Origin of the sequence: Micromonospora sp. NPDC023966, from assembly GCF_040639095.1 — a bacterium.
Classification (GTDB): domain Bacteria; phylum Actinomycetota; class Actinomycetes; order Mycobacteriales; family Micromonosporaceae; genus Micromonospora.
Genome location: NZ_JBEZZJ010000092.1, coordinates 1 through 1,203 on the forward strand (window position 1 = coordinate 1; position 1,203 = coordinate 1,203).

At 64.9% G+C, this 1,203-nt stretch carries 1 protein-coding gene; it reads left to right on the plus strand.

From position 1 onward, the window contains the following. Positions 1-71: 71 nt before the first annotated feature. Entirely contained in the window at positions 72-1,196 is a 1,125-nt protein-coding gene (locus AB0F68_RS35250) for an IS30 family transposase (RefSeq protein WP_357346232.1), read from the plus strand. Positions 1,197-1,203 lie beyond the last annotated feature (7 nt).

Below are 1,203 nucleotides of genomic sequence, written 5' to 3' on the forward strand. Positions count from 1 at the left end.
CTTAGATTCAGGTGGTCAATGCAACGGTGCTGGTAGATGGGTGACTTGTGGCGCGAATGGGTCGGCCTGGCATGTCGGAGGCGATGAAAGAGGACTTGTGGCGGCGGTGGCGCGACGGTGACTCCATCAGCGTGATTTCCCGGGCCTTGGACAAGCCGCCGGGCTCCGTTTTCACCGTGCTGAAGCACCATGGCGGCATCGCGCCGGCCGAGCGGGTACGTCGGGCGGACCGCCTGACCGCGGAAGAGAGGGAATCGATCTCTCGCGGTCTTGAGGCCGGCGCCTCGCTGCGTTCGATCGCTGTGTCGATCGGCCGTCCAGCATCGACGGTGAGCCGAGAGGTGGCCCGCAACGGCGGCCGAGGGAAATACCGGGCAGTCGCTGCCGAGCAACGTGCTCAGGAGCAGACCCGCCGCCCGAAACCGTCCGCCCTGCAGGAGAACCCGGTGCTTCGCCAGCTGGTAATCGAGCTGCTGGAGAACGAGTGGTCCCCGGAGCAGATCGTCGGCCACCTACGGCTGACCCACGCCGACAACTCGTTGATGAGGATCAGCCACGAGAGCATCTACCGTGCGATCTACACGACCCGGTGGAAAATGATCCCGCGAGAGTTGTGCACCAAGCTGCGCACGGGCCGTCCCATCCGCAAAAACAAGCGCAACACCGTCAAGGGCCAGTGGCGCTCCCAGATCACCGGAGCACGGCCGATCGAGGAACGACCGGACGCCGCCGACGCACGGACCGAACTGGGCCACCTCGAGGGCGATCTCATCGTCGGAGCCAAGAACAGCCAGGTCGCGACGCTGGTCGACCGAAGATCTCGTTACCTGACCATGGTGGCCCTGCCCAGCCGGCACACCACGACGGTCATCCCCGCTCTTCAGCAGGCGTTCTCACTGATGGATCCCCGCCTACTCAGCACCTTGACCTGGGATCGCGGCATGGAACTCGCCGGCCACCGGCTGCTGACCGAGGCCACCGGCGTCACCGTCTTCTTCGCCGCACCGCGCAGCCCCTGGCAGCGCGGCACGAACGAGAACACGAACAAGCTGATTCGCCAATACCTACCGAAAGGCAGCGATCTCGGCCTACACAGCCAAGCCGACCTCGACGCCCTGGCCGCACGACTGAACAACCGGCCCCGCAAATGCCTCGGTTACCGCACCCCAGCCCAGTGCGTTGCCTTGACTCTTTGAATCTAAG